At 44.4% G+C, this 21,782-nt stretch carries 18 protein-coding genes; 12 read left to right on the forward strand and 6 right to left on the reverse strand.

Annotated elements, in window-relative coordinates:
• Positions 1-11: 11 nt before the first annotated feature.
• Positions 12-1,028, reverse strand: a complete 1,017-nt coding sequence (locus QNH36_RS03990) for an acyltransferase (RefSeq protein WP_283904768.1) — start codon at positions 1,026-1,028, stop codon at positions 12-14.
• Between the two features lie 114 nt (positions 1,029-1,142).
• On the opposite strand from QNH36_RS03990, the gene QNH36_RS03995 reads away from it, so the two are divergent.
• Entirely contained in the window at positions 1,143-1,271 is a 129-nt protein-coding gene (locus QNH36_RS03995) for a hypothetical protein (protein ID WP_283904769.1), read from the forward strand.
• A gap of 38 nt (positions 1,272-1,309) precedes the next feature.
• On the opposite strand, the gene QNH36_RS04000 is transcribed toward QNH36_RS03995, so the two are convergent.
• On the reverse strand, positions 1,310-2,560 hold the full coding sequence (locus QNH36_RS04000) for an MDR family MFS transporter (RefSeq protein WP_283904770.1): 1,251 nt from the start codon (positions 2,558-2,560) through the stop codon (positions 1,310-1,312).
• A gap of 96 nt (positions 2,561-2,656) precedes the next feature.
• On the opposite strand from QNH36_RS04000, the gene QNH36_RS04005 reads away from it, so the two are divergent.
• The 5 genes from QNH36_RS04005 (at position 2,657) to QNH36_RS04025 (ending at position 8,517) form a co-directional block, all read left to right on the forward strand.
• Positions 2,657-4,300, forward strand: a complete 1,644-nt coding sequence (locus QNH36_RS04005) for an ABC transporter substrate-binding protein (RefSeq protein ID WP_251543320.1) — start codon at positions 2,657-2,659, stop codon at positions 4,298-4,300.
• A gap of 105 nt (positions 4,301-4,405) precedes the next feature.
• Complete coding sequence (locus QNH36_RS04010; RefSeq protein ID WP_251543319.1) at positions 4,406-5,452, forward strand: ADP-ribosylglycohydrolase family protein; 1,047 nt, start codon at positions 4,406-4,408, stop codon at positions 5,450-5,452.
• A gap of 229 nt (positions 5,453-5,681) precedes the next feature.
• Positions 5,682-6,548 (forward strand): GNAT family N-acetyltransferase, encoded by an 867-nt coding sequence (locus tag QNH36_RS04015; protein ID WP_251543317.1) that lies wholly within the window; start codon positions 5,682-5,684, stop codon positions 6,546-6,548.
• A 247-nt stretch (positions 6,549-6,795) separates the two neighbouring features.
• On the forward strand, positions 6,796-7,437 hold the full coding sequence (locus QNH36_RS04020; RefSeq protein ID WP_251543718.1) for a 2OG-Fe(II) oxygenase: 642 nt from the start codon (positions 6,796-6,798) through the stop codon (positions 7,435-7,437).
• Positions 7,438-7,539: 102 nt separating this feature from the next.
• Positions 7,540-8,517: a bifunctional NUDIX hydrolase family protein/GNAT family N-acetyltransferase gene (locus QNH36_RS04025; protein WP_251543315.1), complete on the forward strand. Its 978-nt coding sequence runs from the start codon at positions 7,540-7,542 to the stop codon at positions 8,515-8,517.
• A gap of 196 nt (positions 8,518-8,713) precedes the next feature.
• Here QNH36_RS04025 and QNH36_RS04030 read toward each other — a convergent pair whose 3' ends face one another.
• Positions 8,714-10,207: a peptide MFS transporter gene (locus QNH36_RS04030; protein WP_144475315.1), complete on the reverse strand. Its 1,494-nt coding sequence runs from the start codon at positions 10,205-10,207 to the stop codon at positions 8,714-8,716.
• 315 nt (positions 10,208-10,522) lie between these two features.
• Here QNH36_RS04030 and QNH36_RS04035 point away from each other — a divergent pair, with 315 nt between their 5' ends.
• From QNH36_RS04035 to QNH36_RS04050, 4 genes are all read left to right on the forward strand, one after another.
• Positions 10,523-10,981, forward strand: a complete 459-nt coding sequence (locus tag QNH36_RS04035; RefSeq protein WP_283904771.1) for a DUF305 domain-containing protein — start codon at positions 10,523-10,525, stop codon at positions 10,979-10,981.
• Between the two features lie 116 nt (positions 10,982-11,097).
• Positions 11,098-11,934, forward strand: coding sequence for a P-loop NTPase family protein (locus QNH36_RS04040; RefSeq protein ID WP_283904772.1), 837 nt, complete (start codon positions 11,098-11,100; stop codon positions 11,932-11,934).
• 258 nt (positions 11,935-12,192) lie between these two features.
• A complete protein-coding gene (locus QNH36_RS04045; RefSeq protein ID WP_283904773.1) occupies positions 12,193-14,802 on the forward strand; it encodes a carboxypeptidase-like regulatory domain-containing protein in 2,610 nt (869 codons plus the stop codon).
• A 515-nt stretch (positions 14,803-15,317) separates the two neighbouring features.
• Complete coding sequence (locus QNH36_RS04050) at positions 15,318-16,823, forward strand: amidase (protein WP_353056128.1); 1,506 nt, start codon at positions 15,318-15,320, stop codon at positions 16,821-16,823.
• Positions 16,824-16,895: 72 nt separating this feature from the next.
• Here QNH36_RS04050 and QNH36_RS04055 read toward each other — a convergent pair whose 3' ends face one another.
• Positions 16,896-17,387, reverse strand: a complete 492-nt coding sequence (locus tag QNH36_RS04055) for a hypothetical protein (RefSeq protein ID WP_251543305.1) — start codon at positions 17,385-17,387, stop codon at positions 16,896-16,898.
• A 113-nt stretch (positions 17,388-17,500) separates the two neighbouring features.
• On the opposite strand from QNH36_RS04055, the gene QNH36_RS04060 reads away from it, so the two are divergent.
• Positions 17,501-17,947 (forward strand): DUF4385 domain-containing protein, encoded by a 447-nt coding sequence (locus tag QNH36_RS04060; RefSeq protein WP_251543304.1) that lies wholly within the window; start codon positions 17,501-17,503, stop codon positions 17,945-17,947.
• 367 nt (positions 17,948-18,314) lie between these two features.
• Here the strand turns inward: QNH36_RS04060 and QNH36_RS04065 are convergent, their stop codons facing one another.
• Both QNH36_RS04065 and QNH36_RS04070 read right to left on the reverse strand, forming a co-directional pair.
• Positions 18,315-19,970 (reverse strand): glycerol-3-phosphate dehydrogenase/oxidase, encoded by a 1,656-nt coding sequence (locus QNH36_RS04065; RefSeq protein ID WP_283904774.1) that lies wholly within the window; start codon positions 19,968-19,970, stop codon positions 18,315-18,317.
• A gap of 138 nt (positions 19,971-20,108) precedes the next feature.
• On the reverse strand, positions 20,109-20,678 hold the full coding sequence (locus QNH36_RS04070; RefSeq protein WP_144475308.1) for a glycerol-3-phosphate responsive antiterminator: 570 nt from the start codon (positions 20,676-20,678) through the stop codon (positions 20,109-20,111).
• Positions 20,679-20,837: 159 nt separating this feature from the next.
• On the opposite strand from QNH36_RS04070, the gene QNH36_RS04075 reads away from it, so the two are divergent.
• Positions 20,838-21,758, forward strand: a complete 921-nt coding sequence (locus tag QNH36_RS04075) for a methyl-accepting chemotaxis protein (RefSeq protein ID WP_144475307.1) — start codon at positions 20,838-20,840, stop codon at positions 21,756-21,758.
• Positions 21,759-21,782: the final 24 nt, after the last annotated feature.

The raw sequence follows: 21,782 nt of genomic DNA on the forward strand, positions 1-21,782 counted from the left end.
TGCTTTTTTCGTTAGTTTCGATTTAGGCGAAATGCCTTCATTTTTTGAAGCAATTGATAAGTTGCATACGACACAACAAAAACAAGAAACGCATCCACTAAATTCTGCAGTAAGTTATGAGTGCTCGGTTCCAAGCCGATTTGTTTAAAGAAGAGATCAATCATATCAATGAAGAAAACATGAATGGCATATATTCCGAGCGAGTTTGCGCCCATTTTGGTGAGGAATAGGCCTTTTCCGAGATTGGGATTGCTTAACGCGTACAGGAACAGAAACAAGGTTAGGAAAATCGTCGAAAAGAAGTACTCTCCATGTTTGGCTTCCAATCCCTTTTGCAGCCAGAATCCTTCTGAAACCTGCAGAAGGGTAAAGAGGCAAAACAAGTAGAAATAGATTCTGCCGTTATATTTTTGCCAGGTTTGAATGGTGGCAAGCCAGAATCCTAAAACCGTATAGAACAGGCTGACATATAGAGCGGCGCGGGTTGTACTGACCGGCAGCTCATCGAATATGGAATAAGACTGTCCAAAAAGGCCAAGGAGATTGAAGCAAAGTGCGATCACCAAAAGCAGCCTGACTTTCTTCAGCCTGTAAAAGAGGTATAGAATCGCGGTGCTCCATACCAGTGAAATCACGAACCACAGCTGATAGCCGCTTGTCCCCTGGCCATAATAGAGGAGGTTAAGGGCCGTCATATTCTCCATATACTTCGAAAGTTCAGCCGAAGGGTTTTCATTTGTCAGCATGATTCTCGCTACATCATAGACAAAATAAAAAATAAGCCAGCTAACATAGATCTTCAGTATTTTTGTGACATATTTTCTGAAGTAAGCAAAGGACTGCTGATTGCCGCTCACCTTAAGACTGAAAAGATAGCCTGAAGCAGCGAAGAAAAACGGAACAGCAAACCTTGAAAGATTATCAAGGACAAAATAGCCGGGCTGATCATTGCCCGGGAAGGTATGAATGATGACGACTGCCAGGATGGCATAAAATTTAATGTAGTCGATTGCGTAATTGCGCTGCATTGGGCTGCCTCGTTATGTAAGGATTTATACTCCTAGTATTTCCACGATCATCAGCCTTATGAATATAAGAAGAATTGACTTGGGATAATAGAGTATAAAAAGGAGGCAAACCACTTGAATCCTGACAAGAAACAACAAGACGAGAATGCGATTGAACAGCAGCAGAAAGACCAAAAGAACGAACATGCTAATCAATCAGACGGCTTCCGCTATGATTACGACGACTCTTCAGACGTGAAATGAAAAGAGGGGAAACCTGCACATAAGGTTTTCCCTCTTTTTTAAACAGTTTTCACATATAACTCTTTTCGTTTCTTCTCACGAGCCACAAACAAACCGCCATACAGCATCGCTGTTCCCGTCATCAAAATGATGCCGATATACACACTCATCATGCTCGGCACCAAAAAGGCACCCATGATGATTGTCGACCGGGCAATCAAATCTGCTCCGCTGAAGCTGATGCCTGAAAACGCTGAATAGGATCCTCGTTTGTCTTCTGGCATCATATTGGCTTTTTCGGCATTGGCGATTGGTGAATAAATCAGTTCGCCGATGGTAGCAACCAGGTTGAACAAAAGCAATGCGTACCAGACATTTGCAGAAGTAATCACGGTGTATCCAATGCTGTAAAGGATCAGTCCGGCAAGCAGCATCTTTTTCTTATCAAATTTGTCGGTCATCTTCGTGACGATAAAAGTCAGCATCACGACGAGGAGCATGTTCTGGATGTTGAGGATACTAAGCATCCGAACACCTGAAATTTCAAAGTTTCCAACAAATAGCGGGCGAAACTCATTAGCCAGCCTGACACCAATATAGCTGTTGAGAGAGAATTCAGCTGCGTAAATGCACATGCTACCAACAATCGCCATGACGAACGGTTTATCCTGCAATGCTACTTTGTAGTTGGCAATCAGGTCGATAAAGATATTTTTGTGTTTTTGCGCCAGCAGGGGAACGGATGTGTCCTGAAGCCAGATCGCATAGGCGATTGGCAGACAGGCAGAGGCAATTGTCAATGCCGTGAACAAAGCCAGCTGGTGATGGGCATAAAACAACCCGCCGAGGGCAGCCCCGATTGCCAGAGACAAATTCGTGAACCAATAGTCGAGCGCGTAAATCGCTTTGCGGTTTTCAGCTGTCGTTGAATCGATGATAATCGCCTGCATCGAAGGACGGCCCAAACTGCTGAATAGCATGAAAAGCATATATCCGCCAGCGAAGGCTATTATCCATTTTTGATCAGGCAGCAAGCTGACCGTCATCAACCCAAAAGTGACAGCACTGATTGCAGACGTAAGCAGCAGAATCGTTTTACGGTGAAAACGGTCTGATATATATCCGCCAACAAGATTGCCTATGAAGGCAATGAACACATTTATCCCGAGAAAAACCCCGGCCCACACTGCTCCTTTATGCTGCGCGAAAAATAAGGCCATGAACGGCATGACTGCGCTTGAAATTGCCCGGTTAAAAAAAGAAGTAATTAAGCGGACTTTCAAGTTTTGAGGATATTCTTTCCATTTCATATTGCCAGCCTCCTTCTATACTTTGTATATTAAAGGAGACGAATATAACTAAAAATTCCCTTTTAAAATAAAATTGTCCACTTTTAAGGAGAACGTATGGATCGCCATTTACTATTGTTATGGAATCAGGTCAAATCAGGAGCTGTAAAAGTAGAGGAACTTGCTGAAGTCCTGGTGCTCAGTACGAAGCAGACACGCCGAAAGCTGCAGCAATGGCAGGAGGAAGGCTGGCTCACGTTCCAGTCCGGCAGGGGAAGGGGCAATACTTCCTCTCTGGAGTGGAATCGTCAAGTTGAGCAGGAATATGAAGATCTATTTTTCAGGAGCCTTGAAAAAGAACCAATCGAGTCTGTAAGCAAATTACTGCTGCTGGATTGGTCGGTGGAAACGAAGCAGCGGCTGATGACTGCTTTCCAGGCAAAGCTTGGCTTCAACCAGGAAGGACAGGACAGCTTAATCATCCCAAGATTTTATCCTTTTGTCACCTTCCATCCTTTAAAATTGGCGGATGCCCATAGCGCAAATATCATCGCCAATCTCTATAACAGGCTCGTCACTCTGAATGCCGACGATTCGGTTGACCCGGAACTGGCCCACAGCTGGGAATACACAGATAACCAACTCGTATTATATTTACGGAAGGATGTTGCCTTCCATGATGGCTCGATTTTAAAAGCTGAGGATGCCGTCGGTTGTTTGCAGCAAATGAAACAGGATGAGAATTTTGCAGACTTGTGGGAACCCATCACGGCAATCACAACTCCATCTCCACTGGTGGTGAAGCTTGAGTTTCCTGGCGGCTGTTCCTATGTACTCCAGCTCTTGGGCCTCTTGACCGCAAGCATTTTTAAAGAAGTGAATGGAAAGCTGCTGGGGACAGGAGGATTTTATCTGGCAGAGGAATCTGCAGAGAAAACAGCTTTAAGCGCGTTCAAGCAATACTACGGGTATCGGCCGCTGCTTGACCGTGTGGAGTTCATCCAGGTACCTAAAGAATTCCAGGTTGTCTATCATGCCGGCCATGAATCGAAACAAGTCGATACCTTCAAGGTGGAAAGCGATTCAGGCTTTGGCATTGTGGTCATGAATCCATATAGAAGCTCGGATATGGCTCGTAAAGAAGTCCGTGACTACATCCACATGGTCATAGACCGGCATCGTCATGAACTTCCAGAAGTTGATGGAAGGATCACCGGCAACAATGAAGGCTGCCTGATCGGTTTATCCCGGCCCTACACCATGCCGGAATTTACAAAGCCGTCCTTATCAGCGCCGCTCAAGATGATTTATGTGAATTACACGACGAATACGTCTTTATGGTTAAAAGAAAAGCTCGAGGAGGCTGGCCTGGATGTCGAAATGGAGGAAGTATCCTTCCGGGACGCTCTTTATGATCCTAAAGTAAAAATGGGAGCGGACTTGTTTATCCACGGAGAAATTTTCGAAATGAACCAGAGTTTCTCCTACTTTTTCTTTTTGAAAAACAGCTTCTCACCGCTTCATTGCTTGATTGAAAAGAGTGAATATTTACAGCAAGTCGTTGAAGACTATACAACAACGCCATTTGAGCAATGGAACAGCCTCCATTTGCAGATCGAACAATATATGAAAGTCGAATCCCTGTGTGTTCCCCTGTATTACACAAAACGGCAAATCCCGTTTTCTATCAATCTGATGAATGTGGAGATTAGGCATTTTGGGTATGTGGATTTGACGAAGCTCTGGACGAAGAACGCATGATGGTGCCTGTCATCTTACTCTTCCCGGAAGAATTACAAAAAGGGAGGATTTTAGGTCTGTTTGGCGAAGAATACTATTAATAAATTTCAATCCAAAGGAGTCCCTATGTCTAAAAAAGATTTGTTCATAGCGTCCTTGCTTGGCGGTGCGATTGGAGATGCTCTTGGTTACACGGTAGAGTTCATGAAGCTTGATGAGATTAAATCGAGATTTGGCGAGGAAGGTATAACCGATTTAGAGCTTGATCGTTACACAGGAAAGGCCTTGTTTTCCGATGATACCCAGATGACGCTGTTCACGGCTGATGGCCTGATCTGGGCATATGACCGCATGAGCGAACGGGGGATTGGGAGCTTTGCAGGAAGCGGCATCTATCAATCTTATCTCCGCTGGCTTTATACCCAGACAAGAGCCCTGCCGGATGAGCATTATGACTGGCTGCTTGATCCCCAGCCCCATGAGGCGGGCAGCAGCATTTTACAATATAAAGAATTGTATTCAGCAAGGGCCCCGGGCAACACATGCCTGTCGGCGCTTGAAAGCAATAAAATGGGAACGATCGAAAGGCCGATCAACAACAGCAAGGGATGTGGCGGGGTCATGCGTGTTGCGCCAGTCGGCTTATTTTTACATAAAGACCCGGAGCAAGCATTCAGAGTGGCTGCGGAAATCGCCGCGATTACCCATGGACATCCGTCAGGATATTTGGCAGCTGGATCACTCGCTGTGATCATTGCAGAACTGCTCAATGGCAAAAGTTTATCCGAAAGCATCGAGGATGCCATTGCCATTTTGAAAAGCTACCGTCATCATGAAGAGACATTGAAGTCCATTGAGGATGCGGTTGAACTTGTAAAGAGTGAGGTGGATTCTGGAGAAGCGATATCGCAGCTTGGCGAAGGCTGGGTAGCCGAGGAAGCACTTGCGATTGCGTTGTACTGTGCTTTGAAGGAAACAGACTTCCGGAAGGCGTTGATCCTGTCAGTAAATCATGATGGCGACAGTGACTCAACGGGCTCGATCTGCGGAAATATTATCGGTGCCTGCCAGGGTCTCAAGGCTGTGCCTGAAGAATGGGCGAATCAAGTAGAGCTAAAAGAATTGATTGTCGATCTAGCTGGCAAGTTATATGAGAGATATGAAACGGTATAGGTTAAGGGAGAATCCTGAGAAATACTGGGATTCTCTTTGTTTTTTCCAGGGAAGAAAGGAGAGCTATATTGGATGGGGAAAAACATATTAACAGCCGGACGGTGAGCGGATTGTTTGCATCTTATATTAATCGTTCCACTATGGCCGGCCTTTCCCGGAGATGAGGCTGCCCTGGCTGAATTTATGGAACAGGCGATGAAGAATTTTGAAAAATAGAGGAGAAGTCTTTATGAAGCGATCAAAAAAATCAGTTGAATTATTCGAAATGGACGTGATGGATGCGAGAGGCTTGATTGAGCTGTCAGCATCTGTCGGCTGGGATTATGACGAGGCGGAAGTTGCAACACTATTATCCTCATCCTTTAAAATCTATGGCCACAAGAATAGCGAAGGCCAGGTCGTCTCCAGTGCGGCGATCATTCAATATGACCGTAGGCTCGCTTCAATTGGTATGGTGATTGTTCATAGCGATTATCGAGGGCTCGGTCTGGGAAAAGAAGTTATGCAAAAATGTATAGAAAGCGGGCGTGACCGCTCCATCCTGTTAATTGCTACTCCTGATGGCCAACCACTATACGAGAAATTGGGTTTTACAGTGGTTGACTCTGTCCATAAATACCTGTGCGACAAATATAAACCAACCAATCTGAAAAAAATAAGCGGGATTTCAATAGAAGCTTTTAAGGACGAGGAACTGGAAGATATACTTGAACTGGATGGAGCAGCTTTCGGGGAGAAAAGAAGTATCTTCCTTCGCAATAGGCTTCAACAGTCATATCAATGTATCGTCGTGAAGGATGAGAATTCAAGAATCATTGGTTTTGGTCTTTCTGTACTGGGCTCTGTTAATATGATTTTGGGCCCGGTCGTTGCGCCCGATCATAGAATTGCAGAATTAATCATCGACCGCCTTGCTTCCAAACATCAAGGGAAATTAAGGGTAGACGTACCTTCAGGCCAGGAAAAGCTGATGGCTTTTTTGGAACAAAGCGGATTTGTAAAAGTCAGCAACCCTCCAGTAATGGCAATCCATACGAAGGAAATGCCGTACAGAAACGATACACTATACACAATCGCATCACAGGCTTATGGGTGAAATGCGCCGCCGCAAACTTGCGGCGTTTTTTTTTATTCATGGCTTCATTTCCAAAAAAAGATAGTAAATCACCTTCCCGCGTTGTAAAATAAATTGAAAAATTGAATAGAGTAATAGATTCGGTTTTGTCATCCATTTTGAATTACAGGAGGAAACAAGGGAACTTAAAGAATGAATGATACTTTCGTATATAGATCAATCTGATTTTTGGAAAAATTCATAATTAAGAGGTTGATGAAAGTTGAGAATGGATGCTGTTGATGTAACTGTTAAAGAACCTACGATTTTTAATCACATCGGAAACAAAATCAAAACCGACGATCGTGAAATCAACATTATTGCCAGGATGGAAGAGCCGTTAATTGTCATTTTGGGAAATGTCCTAAGTGACGAAGAATGCGATGAGCTGATCAAGCTGTCAAAGGACAAGCTGAAGCGCTCAAAAGTCGGCAACACCCGTGAAGTAGATGAGCTGAGGACGAGCAGCAGCACATTTATCGATGAAACTGAAAATGACGTGGTGGCGCGTGTTGAAAAAAGAATATCGCAAATCATGGACATTCCCAATGAACACGGTGAAGGCCTGCAAATCCTGAACTATAAAATCGGCCAGGAGTACAAAGCACATTTTGACTTTTTCGCGTCAAATGTAAGCAACCCAAGGATCAGCACACTCGTCATGTATTTGAATGATGTCGAAGAGGGAGGAGAAACCTACTTCCCTAAACTCAACTTCGCTGTATCCCCGCAAAAAGGCATGGCCGTGTATTTTGAATATTTCTATGACAATCAAGACTTGAACGACTTGACCCTTCACGGCGGAGCCCCAGTTGTCATCGGCGACAAATGGGCAGCTACACAGTGGATGAGAAGGAAAAGCGTGAAATAGAGAATGGAGGAGCATGGTGAGTACATGCTTCTTTTTTATACTTTTTCCAGAAAAAACCTGTATAATTTAAGAACAACAGATAGGACAGGGGAGCATTAATATATGGAACTATGGAATATATACGACAAATACAGGCATATGACGGACAGGATTCACGAACGGGGGAAGGAGATGAAGCCGGGGGATCATCATCTGGTTGTCCATGTCTGGATCGTGAATGATGATGGCCAGTATTTGATTCAAAGGAGGCAGCCATGGAAAATGGGCTTTCCGAATATGTGGGACTGTTCGGCTGCTGGTTCTGCCATCATGGGTGATGATAGCGAGCAGGCTGCCATTCGCGAGGCAAAGGAAGAAATCGGAATCGACTTGGACATGGAAAGGGCTGAACGCTTATTCACCGTGAAATTTCCTGTTGGATTCGATGATATCTGGCTGGTCCGGCAAAATATCGCCATAGAGGAGCTGCAACTTCAGGAAGAGGAAGTGGCAGATGCAAAGTGGGCAAGTGAAGAGGAGATAAAGAAAATGGTTAAAAACGGTGAGTTTATCCCTTTTAACTATTTTGACCTGTTATTTGCAATGGTCAATTCAAACATCTCCCTGAAAAAAGCTGCCCTTGAGGATGCTGAGGAGCTTTTAGCCCTGCAGAAGGAAGTTTTCATGCCTCTTTATAAAAAATACCAGGACCATGAGACAAGTCCTGTCACGCAAACGATGGAGAGATTCAGAGAAAGATTCGAACAAGGGGATTACTACAAAATATTCTTTGAAGGCACTCTAGCCGGAAGCGTCCATGTCCATGAAAAGTCCCCTGGGTTAATGAGGCTTCGTATTATAAATATTTTGGGACAGTTCCATAACAGGGGCATTGCCCAGCAGGTCATGAAACGTCTCGAGCTGATGCACCCCGAGGCAGATGCATGGGAACTGGACACCATCCTTACTGAACAGCGGAATTGCTATTTATATGAAAAAATGGGGTACATGAGGACCGGTGAAAACAAAGAAATCAATAATGATATGACGATTATCCGGTACCGGAAAGAATCAAACCTGAATAAAATAAAAAGTTTATAAAAAAGACGGCTCTCCATGGATTGGAGTAAGCCGTCTTTTTTGAGATAAGAAAGTTAATTTTCACTTCGAGAAATGTCCAGCTTCAGCGCCTAGCCCCTCGAGTCGCTTCGGTCTGCCCAATGAAGTCAAAGAACGACTTCACCGGTCAGCCCTCCAGCGCTTGTCGGGGCTGACCAAGGCACTTACGCTTTTCTTATTACTTAATTCCCTTCATGTATGCCTGAATCTTAGGTGACATGATGAACAGGATGATACCAAGAACGATGGATGCTCCACCGATTGTACCGAAGTAAGTCATTTCTGTATCTGCAGAGTAGAATTTAACAATTTGTGCGTTGATCGCCTGCGCTGCAGCACTTGCAAGGAACCAGAGGCTCATTGTTTGTGCAGAGAAAGCAGCCGGAGCCAGTTTGGTTGTTGCTGACAGACCAACTGGGGAAATCAACAATTCACCGAATACAACGATCAGGTAACTTAGCACAAGCCATAATGGGCTAACAAGTGCATCTGAACCTGTGAAGTATCCAGGAATCAGGATGACAAGGAATGAAAGACCAGCAAAAATCAATGAGAAAGAGAATTTCTTTGGAATTGATGGCTGGCGATCACCAAGCTTCACCCAGAATCCAGCGAAAATCGGTGCGAAGATGATGATGAATAATGGGTTCAATGACTGGAACCATGCTGGAGAAATCGTCATTCCAGCGAATTCTAATTGTGTACGCTTGTCCGCATAGTTCGCAAGGATGGTTGAACCCTGCTCCTGGATTGCCCAGAACATAACAGCAGCCAAGAATAACGGAATGTAAGCAAGAACACGTGAACGTTCAACTTCTGTTGTTTTAGGGCTGCGGTACATAACAATGAAGTAAGCAGTCGGAATTAAGATACCAAGAATCGTTACAAGGTTAATAAAGCTTTCGAATGTTAAAAGGCCAGCAGGAATTAAAATAGCACTTAAAATACCGATTGCAACGATTGCGATAGCAAAAATTGTAAATGTTTTTTTCTTTTCAGATGGTGAAAGCGGATTTGGCACTGCTGTACCAGCAAGACCCAAATTCTTTTTCTTTGTTAAAAGGAATACAACTAGTCCAACGAACATACCGATTGCAGCAATGGCAAAGCCATAATGGAAGTTGTATGCGTCAGATACTGCGCCGACAATAAGTGGAGAAAGGAATGCACCTGCATTGATACCCATGTAGAAGATTGTGAAACCAGCGTCACGGCGAGCGTCACTTTCACTGTACATTTCACCAACGACAGTTGAAACGTTTGGCTTCAATAAACCTGTACCAATTACGATCAGGACCATTGATAAGAAGAACATTGTTACGTTTCCAGGAATCGCAAGCGCGATGTGACCCAGCATAATCAATATTCCGCCGTAGAATACAGCTTTAGATGTACCGAACATACGGTCAGCAAGCCATCCGCCGATGATCCCTGACATATAAACGAGTGAGCCATAAATGGACATGATGGAAAGTGCTAATGTTTCATCCAGGCCCAATCCGCCTTTTGATACTTCGTAGTACATGTAGAATACAAGGATCGCTCTCATTCCATAGTAAGAGAAACGTTCCCAGAACTCTGTGAAGAAAAGTGTGAAGAGACCTTTAGGGTGTCCGAAGAATCCTGTTTGAGGCACACTATCCACAATTTTCTGCCTATTAAGGTTTGACATAAATTACCCCTCCCTGTTTTTCTATTTTAGAATACTTTCCGATGTGTGAATTGTCAAAAACAATATTAGGAAGCGATCCTTTAAAAGGTTGATTTAAAGGGGTTTTTTCTCCTTTTCCTCTTTAAAGAAAGTTTATTAAAAATTATCTAATAAGTGAGAAAAACAAAAATAATCAGGTGATTTAGTAAAAAAATACCATGCAGGGCCAAAAAGTATTTACCCACTTGTGAGAATTTCCAAACAAAAATATTTAATGAATATCTATTAGGTATCAGGGTATTCAACAAATAACCACATTTAATAAGGAGGAGAAAAATGAAAAATCATTACGGCAGATTTGGCCTGATGGTCCTGACCTCGACGATCATCATGCTGATTCTGATGTACTTAAATGCATACAGTATTGATCATGTATTCCTCAGCGAAACAAGATTATATATGGCCTTGATCATGGGCGGGGTCATGGCCATTGTCATGCTCGCATTCATGAGCAAAATGTACACAAATAAGAAAATGAACCTTGGCATATACGCAGGCAGCGCACTGGTGATTGCAGTTTCGCTGTTCCTCGTCCGGAGCCAGACCACCGTCGATGATGTGTCGTGGATGAAAGCTATGATCCCGCACCATTCCATCGCGATTCTGACAAGTGAACGTGCCAATATCGAAGATCCCCGCGTACGAAAACTAGCAGATGACATCATCAAAGCTCAGCGCAAAGAAATCGGTGAAATGAAGGCACTGATTAAGGACCTTGAGGAGAAGGAAGACTAACAGGTATTTACAAGAGGCTAATCCAATCCGGATTAGCCTCTTTTTCTTATGTCTAAAAGGAAAACTTGCTAATGATGGAGAATTATCGTGAGAACTGATATTTAGGAGTGGATGGAATGAAGACTAAATTAATTTTAGTAGAGGGGCTTCCGGGATCGGGAAAATCGACAACCGCAGGATTAATCCATGAACTCCTCACTAAGAATCAAGTACCGGCTGAGCTTTATATGGAAGGGAACCTCGATCATCCGGCAGATTATGAAGGGGTTGCTTATTTTACAGAAGAAGAATTTGAAGAACTTCTTAAAAAGAGCGGCAGTCTCAGCAAGGTTTTTCAGGATCGGGTAACCGTAAAGAGGGGGCGCCATCTGCTGCCATATATGAAAATCAAAAATGAATTAGGCAGTAGTTTTCCAGACGAATTGTTAGCCGCTATTTCTAAAAAAGATGTATATGAACTTCCAATGGAAGAAAATATCGCAGTCATTTCCGAAAGCTGGGAAGAGTTTGCAACACAAGCAGCTGCAGAAGAAAAAGTCTATATTTTTGAATGCTGTTTTATTCAAAACCCTGTGACTGTGGGCATGGTCAAGTATGGAGCTTCCGATGAAGCAACCATTCAGTATATAAAAAAACTTGCCGAGGCAGTTGAATCTCTGAATCCATTGCTTGTCTACGTTAAGCAGGAAGACATAGAGAAATCCTTCCGCAAGGCAGTAACCGAACGCCCTGATGAATGGTTTAATGGCTTTGTCCATTATTATACGTCCCAGGGATACGGGCTGGTTAACGGATTAAGTGAACTAGAAGGCACCATTGATGTCCTTAAAGCAAGACAGGAACTCGAGTACAGTATTCTTAAAAACTTGCAGCTGACGACTTATATCCTGAATAATACCCAATTTGATTTTGAGAAGCATCGGGTTAACTTGAAAGAAATACTGGAAGAATAAACAAGATTATAAGCAGGAGCCTGATTTGATTGTGGATCAGGCTTTTTTGGGCAGGGCGAAAAATGGAGGGGTATCTGTTTGATTTCTATGAACTCCTTCGATGAGAAAGTAGAGTCAAAATCAAGGGGAATCTTGTCGAAATAAAATTATTTTTCCTGGGTAAAAAGGACGAGGTGAAGGAGGTTTTACATCGAATACAATTAATTGGAAAAAGTAGAGAACTCTATTTTTTTCTATTAAATTATTGGGGGAAGATGAATGGCCAAAAAGGTAGTGTTTTTGCTGTTATCGCTGGTTTTTGTCATGTCAACAGCTTTTGGGAGTGTTAGTGCTGCGCCAAAGAAAGAGGAGATGAAGACAACAGTCAAGGGTTCGATTAAGGAGAACGGGAAGTCTGTTAAAAACAGTCTGGTCATCCTGCAGGAAAAGGGGAAATCGGACCGCATGTTCACAGCGACTGATGCGTCCGGTGCATTCAAGGCAAAATTAGCTGATGGAACATACGCAGTTAAAGCGATAAAGAGCAAGAATGAGTGGTTTAGTACAAATGAAAGTTTTGCGGTAAAAGAAGGGAAAATTAAAGGTAATAAAGATGGTGAAATTCATCTTTCAGATAAACAGAAAAAGAAAAAAACATCATCTGAAGCCAGCAATTTTAGCGGTGTACTTAAAGAAGGCGACAAAGGATTGAAGGCTGATTTGATCCTGGCCAGATATGGTGAATATGATGAGGAAATTCATGTGATTTCTTCGAAGAACAACGGAAGCTTCTCTGCCTACCTGCCTGATGGCATGTACTATTTATATGGTGTGGAAGAAGCGGGTGGATTCTATCGCTATTCAAAGCAATTTACTATTGTTAATGGAGCGGTCCAACTCGATGGGGAACCACAATCGAACCTGGAAATTACCCTTCCAGTCAAGGCTCATAGTGGAAAAGTCGGTGATTCAGCGAAGCCTTTAGCTGAAGCATCTATTACTCTGGAAAAAAAGGTTTTGGGTGAAGACTACGAAAGTGAATTCATCGAATATGTTGCTGCAAATAAAAAGGGAGAATTCTCTCTAAGAAAACTGGAAGATGGAATCTATTCGGTAAGTGTTGATCATGCAACCTATTCTGCCTGGAACCAGTTAACTTTTGAAGTAATGGATGGAGTTATTTACATTGAAGGAGAAGAAGTTTCTTCTCTCCAAATCACAGTACCTGACCTGAATGTTAAAGGGACAGTGACTGATGGAAAGAAGCCGATAACCAATGCCTATCTAATTATTGAAGGAAATGAATACGGATTTGGACCTCCTGTAGACTCAAAAGGAAATTTCCAATATCGCCTGGCTGATGGGCAATACACTATTTATACGGTCGATGAACCATACCGAACCACCATGGTAAACGTTGCTTTTGAAATAAAGGGCGGGAAAATGGTTCAGAATGGACAAGTTGTACCTTCGTTGAACATCGAATTGCCGCCGGTCACTTTTTCCGGAAAGTTAGTCGAGGATGGTGTTTCTCTGCAGGGTGAGGTTGCGGTAGAAACTCTTTCTCAGGACGGCAATTACGAATCCTATTATGCTACGACAAACGAGAATGGAATTTATTCCATGCGCTTGAAGGATGGCAGCTACCGGGTAACATATGGTTACTTATTCGAGGAAGGAGAAGGAGTTCCATTTGCTGCAGAATTTGAAATCAGAAACGGCAAATTATACATCGATGGCCAGGAACAATCTCTTCTTGAGCTGGAAATTCCTCCTGTCAGTCTCCATGGATTAGTGAAAGACGGAGAGAATCCGGTTGTCGATGGTGGTATAGTTGTAGCTTCTGAGGATTACAGTGTCTATGTTTGGAAAAATATCAATTCTGATGGAACATTCACGATGCGCTTGCCTGATGGAAGTTATCATATTAGAGAAGTTTATCTGGAAGGTACAAGCGTCCCTATGAATCTTGCATTTTCAATTCAGGACGGAAAACTTTATGTCGGCGGAGAACTGCAGGAGGTACTGGAGGTCAATCTTCCATCCGTCACTGTGACAGGAACCCTTTCCGAATCAGGAACTCCGCTGATGGGCGAAATATATGTCACGCAAATGAATGAAGCAGATATGCCTGTAGAAGCCTGGAGCATGACAAATGAAGAAGGAGTTTTCAAATTCCGTCTCCCTGACGGAGAGTATTCCGTCGGCAGTGTCTATTTATTTGATGGCACAACGTTTAATTCAGGTGCCGTTTTTACCGTAGAATCCGGAGAACTATATATAAATGGAGAAAAGAGGGATCAACTGGATATTCAAGTTCCTCCGATTTCCGTATCAGGTACACTCACTGATCAAGGGACACCTGTATCTGGAAGCATGACCGTTATAGAAATTAACAATGAGGAAAATCCATTCTATACTTGGATCTGGATTGACAGTGGAAAGTTCCAGCTGCGCATGCCGGATGGCGAATACAGAGTATTAGATATCGGCGTTGAAGATGGAACCTCTTTTAATGCCGGTCTGGAATTTAGCGTGGTTTCTGGGAAGCTATATATCAAGGGAGAACCGGCCCAAAGCCTGGATATTACTGTACCTGCAGTCAGTCTGAAGGGCACATTGTACAATGGCCAGGATCCGGTAACCGAGGGTCTTGTATCAATTACTACATTGGATGGAGATTGGGTAACAGATAGCTATGTCTATGACGGATCCTTTAATGGACGACTTCCAGATGGCGAATACAAAGTTTCACAGGTAGTCGACCATCAAATTGGCTGGTTTAACTTTGACCAACCATTTACGATACTTGAAGGGAAAATCTATGTTGATGGGAATGAAGTTGATTCTCTAAGCCTTAACCTTCATGATGGCTGGCAAGAGCCGTAAGATTATTTCGATGGGCCTATTCCCCAGGGAGTAGGTTCTTTTTTTGTTCAACTGGTGTTTGGTTGGCGGGAATAATCGTTATTCGGTTACAAATTGAAGCCTTGAAAATCCAGAAACAGGGAAAACAGGTCACCAAAGAAGCGTATTGAAGCCCTGAAAATCCAGAAACAGGGAAAACAGGTCACCAATGGAGCGTATTGAAGCCTTGAAAATCCAGAAACAGGGAAAACAGGTCACCAATAGACCGTATTGGCGCCCTGGAAATCCAGAAACAGGGAAAATAGGTCACCAATAGAGCGTATTGGAGCCCTGGAAATCCAGAAACAGGGAAAACGTGTCACCAATGGAGCGTATTAGAGCCGTGAAAATCCAAAAACAGAGAAAATAGGTCACCAATGTTGCGTATTGATAACCGAAAACACAAGATTAGGAGAAAACAGTTTACCCGCAGGTATAACGAAAGAGGGAATTTAATATTTTTCTAGAATGGTAGATATAAAAAATACACGGTGGTGATGGGGTTGGAGGGTTTCGATTATAAGGAGCATGATGGTCTTGGGCTGGCGGAGTTAGTCAGAAGAAAAGAAGTGCAGCCTATTGAACTGGTAGAAGAAGCAATCCGGTTAACGGATTCACTGAATCCGAAGATGAATGCGGTGATCAATAAGATGTACGGGCAGGCGCGAATCGCCGCGGGGCAGCAACTGACAGGTCCTTTTGCAGGAGTACCGATTTTTCTGAAGGATATCTCGCAGGAAATAGCAGGAGAACCAATCACAGCCGGTTCTATGGCATTTTTAAAATACCGGGCAAAGGAAGATTCAGAGTATGCTAGACGCCTGCGCCAGGCTGGGTTGGTTTTCCTTGGCCAGACAAATGTGCCTGAGTTCGCCCTGGTCGCGGTGACGGAACCCGCCCACTACGGACCGACCCGAAATCCGTGGAATCTCGATCACACTCCTGGCGGGTCGAGTGGAGGTTCAGCAGCAGCTGTTGCTTCGGGCATGGTTCCGATTGCTGGTGCCAATGATGGCGGGGGATCGATTCGGATTCCTGCAGCCTACTGCGGATTATTCGGATTGAAACCGACCCGCGGCCGCACACCGGTTGGCCCGAATTATGGACGGGCATGGCAGGGCGCTTCGGCGGAACATGTCCTTTCCCGTTCGGTCAGGGACAGCGCGGCCATGCTGGACGCCCTTCACGGACATGAAAAAGCCGGTGCATTTTCTGCCCAACCATTTGAAGGTAGCTATCTATCAACGGCAAGCACACCTCTCGGGAAAAAGCTGCGGATAGCTTTTTCGGTGAAATCGCCAATCGGGACGAAGGTTGACGCTGATTGCCGGGAGGGTGTCCTGAAAACGGTCCGGCTGCTCGAGTCGATGGGGCACCAGATTGAAGAGGTGGAAGCGCCGGTTGACGGCCATAAAATCGCAACAAGCTATTTGACCATGTACTTCGGCGAGACGGCTGCGCTTTTAACCTCATTGGAAGAAGTGCTTGGGCGAAAAGCGACTGCTTCTGATGTGGAGCCAACAACCTGGCTGCTCGGCTTGCTTGGCAAAGCCACTTCTGCAGAGGAATTTGTTTTAAGTTTAAGAGAATGGGACAAGGCGGCTCTAATGATGGAAACCTTCCATGAAACCTATGATTTTTACATCACACCGACAACTGCACACCCGCCGGCAAAAATAGGAGAACTGGAACCGTCACCGTCGGAAAAATTTCTGATCAGCACTGTTGGCAAACTGGGACTTGGAAGCATTTTGAAAAAGGCGGGAATAGTCGATCAAATTGCTCAAAAGAATCTGGCACGCACCCCATTCACTCAACTCGCCAACCTTACAGGGCAGCCAGCCATGTCACTGCCATTGCACCAAACAAAAGGGGGACTGCCAGTCGGAGTGCAGGTGATGGCAGCAAGGGGAAGAGAGGATTTGCTTTTCCAGCTGGCAGGAGAACTGGAGCAATCAGAAATTTGGCAGGATGTCAGGAAGAATCCATTATGGGGAAGTTAATCAAACGTTTGATTAAATAGGATTAAACCATTGGTGATACTGAAAAAAGAGGCAGCCACGTGGCTGTCTCTTTTAACATAAAACGATAATCCTGTATGGCGTCGTTTGCGCCGGGATACTGAAGGTGGAAGGACCATAAACCACGATCAGGTTCCTGTTTGCGGGGCTCTTTGTAAACCTCTGGCCATTTTCCAATAAAATCGCTGTCCCTGGTGATAGATTCAACTTCAGCATGCCATCGCTGCTGATCAGCTGGCTGTTGAAAAAATCGACTTTCACATTCTGCCCTTGGGTTTCTTTTACCATGACAAGCGCCCGGTATTGTGGCGGATAAATCATTGGAACCGGTGCATCTGCGTCAAAATAACCCGTCACCAGGTCACCGATGCCCACCATCGCCTGATCGACAAAGTAAGTCCTCGGATCGATCACAAAGTTCACTTGCCTCCCAGTTCCATCGATGACGGACATCAATCGAAAACATCCTGAGTTTTCGCCGGACTGCGTAATCGAAAAATCCTTGATCATATTTACTGTTCCGCTGAAAGGCTGGTACTTAACCAATCATCTCACCCCACTCATCATACTCATGCCAATAGTCTATTCGTTCAGCCCATACTCGTGCTTGTTACACGGCTGTATAAAAGGGTAAACAGCCATTAAAAAGGAATGGTAACATGCCTTTCAATTATGATCTCGATTTTGACAGCATTGATTTCCGTGAGCAGCCAGAACTGTACCGTGTGGGCAGGGGAGAGCAGGGCGTCTTGCTGGTTGAACCCTATAAAAGTGAAATCCTGCCGCACTGGCGATTCAAAACTCCGGACATCGCAACGGAATCATCAGAAAAAATCTATCAGATGTTCCTTGATTACAAAGCGAATAATGATTTTGTCGGCATGGATATGGCGAGGAAATTCCTGCAGATGGGCTATACACGTGCCCGACGGTATACAAACTATAAGGGCGGCAGGAAATATGATGAGGACGGCAAGGTGAAGGAGCGGCAGAACGATTCAGTGAAGGCCGAATCCGCCGCAATTTTCATGGGAAAATGGAAACAGGCCAGAACGGATCAAGAGTATCTAGAGATGAAAAAGGAACACCAGAGAAAATATGGATGAATGGCCTTATCTGAGGAGATTATTTTATCGTGTTAGAGACCGTTATAATAAGGATATGGCTAATCAAGAACTGATTGAAGACGACTTTGCACCATCTATCTGGGGTGCTATAGCAAGAGTTATTTTGGTGCTGGCGAAGTTTTTGACATGATTTTAATCGAGAAGCAACAACTCGCGTGATTTTTAAGTGAAAAGACGTCTGATTAATGCCTGCTGGTCTTGCTTTCCGCTATTTTCAGCATATGATCTTGCCTGTAAACAAAACTTATTGGCGATAATTGAATTTTATTGGCGAACTGGAAAAAAACACGTCTTTTTTTCAATTAAAAAGAACCCTGATCCTAATCGTGGAACAGGGTTCAATAGTTTATTTTACCGGAGTGACTGCCTCGGTCAGGGCATCTTCCAATTGCAAAGTATAAGCTTTGGTTTGCTGCTCATTCCATTTAAACTGGTCGCGCATGTAGTGGATGACATTTCCCTTGTGTTGACGCACGGCATGAATATCGAACAAAATCGCGCCTGTTCTCCTGTTGAAGAAGTCGATTGGCGTTGCGGCTGCTTCATACTGGATTGCATAAACCAATTTCGCAAACAATTCTACCGGCAGGCCAAATTGATCTGCTTCTTTCTTGTGTTCTGAGGCAAGCTGGAACACAGCCGGAGCGTTGGAACCATACTGGTAGGCCAAACTGCGAGCTTCTTCAGTTGTGAAGCCGGCCTTCATGCCACCATCAAGCTGTTTTTCAACAAAGGTGTCAAGATTAGCGGAACCGCCCACATCTCCACCTGATATCGGGAGATTCTTCGTCTGGCATCCAGGGAAGCTGCGTCCGTCTTCTTTTGCAAATTTTTCAGCAAGCAGGTCGACAATTGTTTCAGCCATTTTACGGTAGCCAGTCAATTTTCCGCCTGCAATCGTAATCAGTTTTGAATCGGATTCCCAGATTTCATCTTTCCTGGAGATTTCAGAAGGCGCCTTGCCTTCCTCATGAATCAGCGGCCTTACTCCTGCCCAGCTGGATTCTACATCTTTTTCCGTGACATTCACTTCCGGGAACATGTAGTGAATTGCCTTCAGCAGATAGCTTCTGTCTTCTTCCGTCATGCCCGGATTAATGGGATCCTCATTGTAAAAAGTATCGGTCGTGCCGACATAGGTTTTGCCTTCGCGCGGAATCGCGAAGACCATTCGGCCGTCTGGTGTGTCAAAATAAATCGCCTGCTTGAGCGGGAAACGTGATTGATCGATGACAATATGGACGCCTTTTGACAGCTTCAGCGTTTTGCCTTTTTTCGAATCATCCATTTCACGGATGCCATCGACCCATGGGCCCGTTGCATTGACAACCTTTTTAGCATGCACTTCGTATTCCTCGCCTGTTAAAAGGTCCTCAACCAATACTCCAGCAACAATTCCATTTTGATATATAAGATTTTTAACCTTGGAATAATTCAATGCTGACGCACCTTTCGAAACAGCCTGCTTCAAAACCTCGATGGTCAGGCGGGCGTCATCGGTGCGATATTCAACATAATAGCCGCCGCCTTTCAAACCGTCTCTTTTCACGAGTGGTTCCCTTGAAAGTGTTTCGGCTGCACTGAACATTTTCCGGCGCTCTGATTTTTTGACACCTGCCAAAAAGTCATACACCCTTAGTCCGATCGACGTACTGAAGCTGCCGAAAGTGCCCCCTTTATGGAAGGGAAGGAGCATCCATTCTGGTGTCGTGACGTGCGGGCCATTTTCATACACAATCGCTCGTTCCTTACCGACTTCGGCGACCATTTTCACTTCGAATTGCTTTAAATAACGGAGGCCGCCGTGGACCAGCTTTGTGGAACGGCTTGAGGTGCCTGCCGCAAAATCCTGCATTTCCAGCAGAGCGATATTCATTCCTCTTGTTGTCGCATCCAGCGCGATTCCGGCACCAGTAATTCCTCCGCCAATCACAATCACGTCAAATGCCTCATTTTTAAGTTTCGTCACTATATTTTTACGGTCGAGATTTGAGAATCTCATACGATACGCCTCCTTGAATATGAAAAAAGGAGAGACCACAAACAACATTACCAAAAGCCGTAATGTTATCGTGGTCTCTCCATTTCTCCTACCCGATTTATTAACTTGTAATCATTGTATCACAGATAACTGGGATTTTCATGTGTCGGATTCTTGAAAGTGCGTTATTTCCCATAATTCCCTTTTGGAAGTAGTAATCGCAGCGGCGCCTGCACCCAATGCGTTTTCTACCTCTTCAGGGGTTCTGATCAAACCTCCGGCAAAAATCGGAATATTGACGCGTTCCTTAACCTCCTGGATCATCCACGGCATGGCTCCAGGTAAAACTTCAATATAATCCGGTCGTGTCTTCTCAATAAGTTTATAACTTTTCTCAAGGGCATGGGAATCAATCAGAAATACCCTTTGCACAGCAAGCACGCCTTTTTGCTTTGCTTTTAAAATGACACTCGACTTCGTGGAAATCAGGCCATACGGTTTGTACTCCTGGCAAAGATATTCGGTGGAATAATCATCACTTTTCAGCCCCTGGATCATATCGACGTGATAGATCATTTTTTTGCCATATTGTTTTGCCATTGCATTAATATTTTTTAATTGAGCGATATGCACTTCAAGCATGACGCCAATTTCAAAAGGGCTTTCCAGGAACTGCTCAAACTCTTTCATATTTGAAGACGCTGGCAAGATTTTTTGATTCAAAGGAATCCCTTCCTTAACATAGATTATCCATTATCTTACCATGAGACCTTCGGGAGATTCTATGCGTCAGCGAAATTGTATACACAAAATAGCATACTCAGATTTGTGTAATAGCAACAGTACTAGTACGATAGTTACAAATACACAATGATAAGAGGAAAAAACATGCAGATTAGCACGCAAAAGAAGAGTACACAGGTTTTTGAGGAAGACGCTGTCCTGGCTGCGATTGAAAGGTCTTTGGCGATGATCCAGTTCGATCCAAATGGAAAAGTTCTCTGGGCTAATGAAAATTTTGCGAAGACGATGGGCTATCGAGTGGACGAAATGCCAGGACTTTTACATAAACAGTTTTGCACACCTGAATTTGCGGGCAGCCGGGGATATGCAGAATTGTGGAGAAACCTCCGGAGCGGCAAAAGCTTTCAGGAAAAGATCCAGCGAGTAACGAAAAGCGGGAAGCTGTTGTGGCTGGAAGCGACCTATACGCCAGTGTACGATTCTGCAGGCAAGGTTGCCGGCGTGGTTAAGGTTGCGACAGACATAACGCAGCGTGAACTGAATGCAAACAGACTTGCAGAACAGCTCCAGCAAATGTCGGAAGATCTGAGCGGCCGGGCAGAAATGGGTATTACGAGAAGTGAAGAAGCAGCTATTGCAGCCTCAAGGCTTGTGGAGGAATCAAAGGAAAACCAGGAGATTCTCGAGTCACTGAAATCCCAGGCAAAATCGATTGGCAGCATCGTCCAGACCATCCGCGAGATTGCCGCCCAAACCAATCTCCTTGCCCTGAACGCAGCCATCGAAGCGGCAAGAGCGGGCGAACATGGAAGAGGCTTTAATGTCGTAGCAGGAGAAGTCAGGAAGCTCGCGACCCGGGTGCAGGATTCGATCCAGGAAGTCAATAACCATATTGAAGGCATAACAGGCGAAATCACCAAGATCAACGAAGCCACCAAGCACTCACAAAATGGGATTACCAATAACCAGAAGCTTAATGAACAGGCTGTTGCTGCATTTAAAGAAATTGGCAGTGCCGCCCGTGAGTTGGATCAGCAGGCCAAAACATTTAAAGATATATTGTAATGACGTTGAGCACCGCAGCCTATC

Origin of the sequence: Mesobacillus sp. AQ2 (assembly GCF_030122805.1) — a bacterium.
Taxonomy (GTDB): Bacteria; Bacillota; Bacilli; order Bacillales; family Cytobacillaceae; genus Mesobacillus; species Mesobacillus oceanisediminis_A.

Excerpts from the sequence above, each read along its gene's own strand:
- QNH36_RS03990 (WP_283904768.1), bottom strand. The coding sequence starts at position 1,028 with ATGCAGCGCAATTACGCAATCGACTACATTAAATTTTATGCCATCCTG.
- QNH36_RS04000 (WP_283904770.1), bottom strand. The coding sequence starts at position 2,560 with ATGAAATGGAAAGAATATCCTCAAAACTTGAAAGTCCGCTTAATTACT.
- QNH36_RS04005 (WP_251543320.1), top strand. The coding sequence starts at position 2,657 with ATGGATCGCCATTTACTATTGTTATGGAATCAGGTCAAATCAGGAGCT.
- QNH36_RS04010 (WP_251543319.1), top strand. The coding sequence starts at position 4,406 with ATGTCTAAAAAAGATTTGTTCATAGCGTCCTTGCTTGGCGGTGCGATT.
- QNH36_RS04015 (WP_251543317.1), top strand. The coding sequence starts at position 5,682 with ATGAAGCGATCAAAAAAATCAGTTGAATTATTCGAAATGGACGTGATG.
- QNH36_RS04020 (WP_251543718.1), top strand. The coding sequence starts at position 6,796 with ATGGATGCTGTTGATGTAACTGTTAAAGAACCTACGATTTTTAATCAC.
- QNH36_RS04025 (WP_251543315.1), top strand. The coding sequence starts at position 7,540 with ATGGAACTATGGAATATATACGACAAATACAGGCATATGACGGACAGG.
- QNH36_RS04030 (WP_144475315.1), bottom strand. The coding sequence starts at position 10,207 with ATGTCAAACCTTAATAGGCAGAAAATTGTGGATAGTGTGCCTCAAACA.
- QNH36_RS04035 (WP_283904771.1), top strand. The coding sequence starts at position 10,523 with ATGAAAAATCATTACGGCAGATTTGGCCTGATGGTCCTGACCTCGACG.
- QNH36_RS04040 (WP_283904772.1), top strand. The coding sequence starts at position 11,098 with ATGAAGACTAAATTAATTTTAGTAGAGGGGCTTCCGGGATCGGGAAAA.
- QNH36_RS04045 (WP_283904773.1), top strand. The coding sequence starts at position 12,193 with ATGGCCAAAAAGGTAGTGTTTTTGCTGTTATCGCTGGTTTTTGTCATG.
- QNH36_RS04050 (WP_353056128.1), top strand. The coding sequence starts at position 15,318 with ATGGGGTTGGAGGGTTTCGATTATAAGGAGCATGATGGTCTTGGGCTG.
- QNH36_RS04060 (WP_251543304.1), top strand. The coding sequence starts at position 17,501 with ATGCCTTTCAATTATGATCTCGATTTTGACAGCATTGATTTCCGTGAG.
- QNH36_RS04065 (WP_283904774.1), bottom strand. The coding sequence starts at position 19,970 with ATGAGATTCTCAAATCTCGACCGTAAAAATATAGTGACGAAACTTAAA.
- QNH36_RS04075 (WP_144475307.1), top strand. The coding sequence starts at position 20,838 with ATGCAGATTAGCACGCAAAAGAAGAGTACACAGGTTTTTGAGGAAGAC.